The sequence below is a fragment of the Schnuerera sp. genome, assembly GCF_035459645.1.
Classification (GTDB): Bacteria; Bacillota; Clostridia; order Tissierellales; family Tepidimicrobiaceae; genus Schnuerera.
The window spans coordinates 1-6,209 of record NZ_DATHXO010000454.1 but is presented as its reverse complement, the minus strand read 5'-3'; the positions used below and the strand labels follow the sequence as shown (position 1 = coordinate 6,209).

Below are 6,209 nucleotides of genomic sequence, written 5' to 3'. Positions count from 1 at the left end.
GAGAATTAAGATTAAAGTAATAAATATATAAATAAAGCAGTAGATTTAACTACAATAAACCTACTGCTTTTATAATGCATATATATTAATCCTTAAATAAAATTATCATTAACAAAAATAACAAATTTCTTTATATCAATTAAATTATTTTTTAAAATGCTATATATTATTTTTTTATCTATGTTTATATATTCGTGAGACAATATATTTCTAAGGCCTACCATATTCCTATAAACTTTCGTTTCCTCATCGTTTAAATATTTCTCCTTATTTAAGATGTTAAATGCTTCACCTAATGTTTCTGGACTGCCCATATTATTATCTACAACAATGTGAGTTGCTATATCAATCATCATGTTTATTGCTATAAACAAATTATATTCTACCACATCTTGTATAATATCATCCTTTAAAAACTCTTCCAGGGATATTTCCTTAAACCTTTCTATTTTATTTATAGAAGTTGATAATTGATTTAATCTCTGTTTAATTACTTCTACATCAACCATTGGATTCCACCTCTTCTTTTAATCTATCTATAGTTCTATCATAAGATAAATCTAAATATCTTTTCATGTCACTATATTCAAATAAGGTTTTCACTTTATATCTGGTTTCTATAGATTTATCACGAGTAAACAACAATATATTATTTTTGTAAATTTGATACTTTAATAGAGGAGTAGCATCATTTAATACAATTAAATCAACTTCTTTTTTACAAGTTTCTGATAAATTCATTTTAATTTCAAGATATGTCTTTATATCCATCTTCTTTTTCAAATATATTGCAATGTCTATATCACTATCTATTCTCATCTTTCCTGAAACATATGAACCAAAGATATAAGCAAAAATTATATCTTCATATTCCATCAAAATATCTTTACACTTTTTAATAATATCCATCTTATCACTATCCCTTAAATGGTATGTTATATATTTATTATACCCTATTAATAAAAGTTTGCTATATGTTAAACATAATATAAAGAATGTGAATCTAGATTTGATTTGAATATTTTCTATATAAAATCCTTGTTATGATAAAATGTAGACTACTAATTATTATAAAAATAATTGAAATCATTATTCTAATGCCTAAACTAAATTCCATAAAGTTAAGGGAAATAATAAAAGCTATAAATATTAAAAAGGCTTGTATTAATAATATCCATTTGTTACTTATCGCTACTATACTGCTCAATATACTGCCTAATAAATGTATTAATGTATATGAAAAAATAAAAAATGCTGGTAAAAATAATAATAAAGTCAAATCTGTAAACAGTGGGAATTCATTATTTATATAATTTGGATATAATTTTATCATTAAAAAAATAGAAATAAGAAACGATAAAATAATCCAAAAAGGATATATCACACTTTGAATTTTCTTCATAATTTTCTCCTCGATTATGACGTATTTTTATACTTATATACATTATATCATTTAATCCTAATTAATAGTAACCCCTTAAACATTGTCCTATAGCCCATAGCTTATCCTACTTATGATACGGTTCACCTCTCATGATCCTAAATCCTCTATATATCTGCTCCAATAATATGACCCTCATCAATTGATGAGGAAATGTCATCTTTGAGAATGATAGCTTATAATTGGCTTTGTTTCTCACTTCTTGAGATAACCCTAGTGATCCTCCAATAATAAATGTAATGTCATTTATACCGCTTATCATTATATCTTTCATTTTTTTCGACAATTCTTCTGAGGATATTTCCTTGCCTTCTATTTCCAGGGAAATAATAAAGGAATTTTGGGGAATTTTAGATAATAATTTAGCTCCTTCTTTGTTTTTTATAATCTCCATATCTTTTTTTGAAAGCTTCTCTGGAGCTTTTTCATCAGCTACTTCTATTATCTCTAGATTACAATACTTTGACAATCGCTTTGAATATTCCTTAATACCTTCTCGAATATACTTTTCCTTTATTTTCCCAACTGCAATGATTTTTATATTCATTACTACAACCAACCCTTAACTTTGTCTAATAAATTAAAATTCGTAAGATCATAATGAATAGGAGTTACAGTCACATACCCTTTAGATAAATAAAATCTGTCTGTATCTTCTTCGTATTCAACATCTTTTCTTCCTTCTAATTTTAATATTTTTTCTCCATTCTCTCCATTATTTTCATGAATATAATAATCGTATATCACACCACCAATCTTGCATACCTTTATTCCCTTAGGTTTTTTCTCTTCAAGATAAGGAGTATTAATACTCAGTATAATATTGTTTTTAATTAAGTCATCCTTTGACTTTTCTAAAATATAATTACCATGTTCTGCCGCCATATGATAATCAATCTTTCCATCTATCCATTGTGCTGATAAAGCTATGGCAGGTAAATTATATATATTTGCCTCAATAGCTGCAGATACAGTCCCTGAATAAAGTACATCCATCCCTGCATTTAATCCCTTATTTATCCCTGATACAACCAAATCAATTGGTTTATCAATCAATTGATCTAAAGCTATTCGTACACAATCTGCAGGCGTTCCTGAAACACTATATGCTCTTGAGTTAATTCCTTTTAATTCTATTTCCTTAACAATTAGTGATTTCGATATTGTTATAGCTTGACTTTGAGCACTTCTTTGTTCTTCTGGTGCTACTATAATTAATTCATGATCTTTCTCTAATGTTTTAGCTATTATCTCCAATCCTTCTGCATGTATTCCATCATCATTAACCAATAATATTCTCATTCTTTGCCTCCTTAAAAAAGATTATAGATAGTATTATACCAAAATACAAAAAAAATAACATATAAAACTATTATCCAAATATAAAAGTTTTATATGCTTAAATAAAATTTCGTTCAAACTATCCTTTTATTACACCTAGAGGGAATAACTTAACTACAGGTTTTACTAAATCCTTTTGGTTTTCAATAACTTCTTCTATATCTTTATATGCCATAGGTGCTTCAGACAAATCTCCTCTCCACCCTTTGTGGACTATACCCTCCATTGCCTTATTAGCCATTTCCTTAGTTATGGTCTTATTAGCCATTTTTCTGGACATTACTCTGCCAGCTCCATGAGAACTGGTTTTGAAGCTTTCTTCATTACCTAAACCTTCAACTATATAAGAAGGAGTACCCATAGAACCCGGTATGATTCCTAACTCTCCCAACTCAGCCCTAATAGCTCCTTTCCTATGAACAACAACCTCTTCACCAAAATGATTTTCTATAGCAGCATAATTATGATGAATCCCTATTCTTTGTAATATTTTTTGGGAATTGGTTTCTTCTTTAAATATAGCATAGAATTGTTCTAATAATTGATTCCTATTTTCTATAGCAAACTCAAGAGCATAATTCATAGCTATTAAATACTCTTGTCCTTCTTTTGAATCTATATAAAGTCCTGCTAAATCCTGTTTAGGCGGAGTTAAATTAATTTCTTTATTAATCTTATTAGCAATTTTATTATAATAATTGGCTATTTTATATCCAAAATTTCTGCTTCCTGAATGAACCATCAACCATATATGTTCATCATTGCCTTGTTCAATAGACATAAAATGGTTTCCTCCACCTAAGGTACCAAGTTGATATCTAGCTGCATTTAATTCTTTCAGTACAATTTTTGAATTTGGTGGACTATCAAACCCTTTCCATTCTCTCGGTTTCTTATGATGTTTATGCCCTAAAGGTATGGTTCTATGAGCCTTGTCCACTATGTTTTTAATTTGATCTATATCAATACGTTTAATATCAGTTTTTACTGCAATAATCCCACAACCAATATCCACCCCTACTGCATTAGGGATTATAACACCTTTAGATGCCAAAACCCCTCCTATTGGCATACCAAATCCTACATGGACATCTGCCATCAATGCAATATGAGAATATGCAAAGGATAAATTAGAAAGATTTACAGCTTGTTGAAGAGCTTCATCTTCTACCTCATTAGTCCAAGATTTTATAGGTATTTCTCCTATATTAAAAACTTTCAAATAAAACCCTCCTCATCAATATTAAACCACTAAATATCTAGGTAATTTATCACAATAATTACATTTATGGGGACTAGCCCAATCGGTAAAAGATACCTTTTCTAATTCATATATATCTGGAGGCTGCTCATAAGTTTCTACAAAATCCTCTATGGCATTCTCCAAATGTTCATTACAAACTACATACATAAAATCAGCTCCACTCCCATAAAAGATATAGAATAATAGATATTATTTTACATCTGTAAAAGTAATCTCTACTTCCATTTCCTTCCCATTTCTAATAATAACTAAATTGGCTTTATCTCCCTTTTTATATTTATATAAGATCTTTCCAAGTTGACTTATACTTTCAATCTCTTGATTATCTATCTTACTTAATACATCTAATGGCATAAGTCCTGCTTTATCCGCTGGAGTATTAGGTACTATTTCTAATATTATAACCCCTTTATCAACACTTAATTCTACTCCCATCTGTCTCTCGTATCTTTCTATTTCAATTCCTGTAATACCTAAATACACTATCTTAAAATCCCCTTGTTTAACTACTTCTTCAATAATTGGTTTTACAACATTAATAGGAATTGCAAAACCTAAACCTTCAGCTGCTGAAGATTTTATCTTTACAGTATTAATACCAATTACTTCTCCCTTGCTATTTAACAATGGGCCACCACTATTACCAGGGTTTATAGAAGCATCTGTTTGTATTAAATCTTCTATTACATTATATTGGTCTACTCTTATAGACCTATTCAGACCAGATATTATACCTGAAGTAACAGTCCTCTGAAAATCTAAACCTAAAGGATTACCTATAGCAACAGCCAATTGCCCTACCTCCAGTGAATCAGAATCCCCAAAGTCTGCAGTTGGAAGTCCACTAGCTTCTACTTTTACTACTGCTAAGTCTAAAGTAGTATCATACCACAAAACATTTCCTGGAAAAGTATCGCCATTTTCAAACAAAACATTTATCCTTTTAGCTCTACCATTTCCCACTACATGAGCATTGGTAAGTATATATCCATTAGAATTAACTATTACTCCTGAGCCCACTCCTTCTACTTCTCTCTCCCAAAAAAGCTCTCGTTGCACTTGGACAGTAGTTATACCTACTACGGAACTCATAGCCTTTTTTGCAACTGCTTCAACTGAAGAAATATTCTCAGATGGAGTGATGTTGATTTGTTCTCCTATATTAGAAGGTGTTTCCACTTTATACATCTCTGGAGTAGGAATTACTTTCCCATATAGATAAGTTGGTGCAATATAAACACTGACTATACCCCCAATAACAGCTGCAATTAAAGCAACTATAAAATATGAAAATACCCCTCTTTTTTTAGGTGGCTTTTCATAATACATACTGATACCCCCAATCTATTTATAAAGTATATACTTTAGTAGCCTTATCCCTATATGTCAAATCCAAAGCAATATCTCTATGTACATTCATACCATAGTATTCCATATATTTACGAACTGTATCATAAGCAATAGCAGGTCTATTGTTTTCCTTGCTTAAATGAGCTAATAATACTATCTCTCCATTTCCAGATAATACTTCTGATAGAGTTTGCCCTGCTTCTAAATTTGATAAATGTCCATTTGTACTGGATATCCTCTTTTTTAAATACCAAGGATATTTCCCTTCCTTAAGCATTTTTACATCATGGTTTGATTCCATTAGATAAAGAGAAGAGCCTTTAATCTTCCTCTTTATACTATCATTTACCCAGCCAGTATCAGTTATAATACTTATTTTAGTATTATTATGATAAACGCAAAAACCTATTGGTTCAGCTGCATCGTGGAATATTTCAAAAGAATGTATATCCAAATCCCCTAATTCAAAATCCTTATTAGATTCTATTACTTTTATATTATGACCTTTTATTTCGCCAATAGTCTTTTCCATACTAATCCACGTATTTTCATTGGCATAAATAGGAATATCATACCTTCTTGAAAGAACACCTACTCCCCTTACATGGTCTATATGTTCATGGGTTACTAATATACTGTCTATAGTAGTAGGGCAAACATCAATAGATGATAACAACCCTTCTATCTTCTTGCCACTAAGTCCTCCGTCTATCAATACTTTCATCCTATCCGTTTCTATATATTGGCAATTTCCACTACTGCCACTAGATAGGGAACAAAATTTTATCCCCATTTCCATTCACTCCAATACAA

General features: G+C 29.9%; 8 protein-coding genes. All 8 read right to left on the bottom strand.

Annotated features, from left to right (window positions below; genetic code table 11):
• Positions 1–92: 92 nt before the first annotated feature.
• The 8 genes from hepT to VK998_RS10640 all read right to left on the bottom strand — a co-directional run bounded on the left by hepT (position 93) and on the right by VK998_RS10640 (position 6,189).
• Positions 93–509, bottom strand: coding sequence for a type VII toxin-antitoxin system HepT family RNase toxin (hepT, locus tag VK998_RS10675; RefSeq protein WP_132029162.1), 417 nt, complete (start codon positions 507–509; stop codon positions 93–95).
• The gene (gene mntA / locus VK998_RS10670) at positions 502–909 is read right to left on the bottom strand and encodes a type VII toxin-antitoxin system MntA family adenylyltransferase antitoxin (protein ID WP_325228120.1); all 408 of its coding nucleotides are present in this window, start codon (positions 907–909) and stop codon (positions 502–504) included. Before mntA ends, hepT begins: the two co-directional genes overlap by 8 nt.
• 599 nt (positions 910–1,508) lie before the next feature.
• Positions 1,509–1,988, bottom strand: coding sequence for a 23S rRNA (pseudouridine(1915)-N(3))-methyltransferase RlmH (gene rlmH, locus VK998_RS10665; protein ID WP_325228118.1), 480 nt, complete (start codon positions 1,986–1,988; stop codon positions 1,509–1,511).
• Between the two features lie 2 nt (positions 1,989–1,990).
• The gene (gene surE, locus VK998_RS10660) at positions 1,991–2,743 is read right to left on the bottom strand and encodes a 5'/3'-nucleotidase SurE (protein ID WP_325228115.1); all 753 of its coding nucleotides are present in this window, start codon (positions 2,741–2,743) and stop codon (positions 1,991–1,993) included.
• 118 nt (positions 2,744–2,861) lie between these two features.
• Positions 2,862–4,004, bottom strand: a complete 1,143-nt coding sequence (locus VK998_RS10655) for an RtcB family protein (protein WP_325228113.1) — start codon at positions 4,002–4,004, stop codon at positions 2,862–2,864.
• A 21-nt stretch (positions 4,005–4,025) separates the two neighbouring features.
• Complete coding sequence (locus tag VK998_RS10650) at positions 4,026–4,193, bottom strand: CxxH/CxxC protein (RefSeq protein ID WP_325228111.1); 168 nt, start codon at positions 4,191–4,193, stop codon at positions 4,026–4,028.
• A gap of 42 nt (positions 4,194–4,235) precedes the next feature.
• Positions 4,236–5,375: a serine protease HtrA gene (htrA, locus tag VK998_RS10645; protein WP_325228110.1), complete on the bottom strand. Its 1,140-nt coding sequence runs from the start codon at positions 5,373–5,375 to the stop codon at positions 4,236–4,238.
• Positions 5,376–5,394: 19 nt separating this feature from the next.
• Positions 5,395–6,189 carry an MBL fold metallo-hydrolase gene (locus VK998_RS10640; protein ID WP_325228108.1) on the bottom strand — a complete coding sequence of 265 codons (795 nt, stop codon included), beginning with the start codon at positions 6,187–6,189 and terminating at the stop codon, positions 5,395–5,397.
• Between the last annotated feature and the right edge of the window lie 20 nt (positions 6,190–6,209).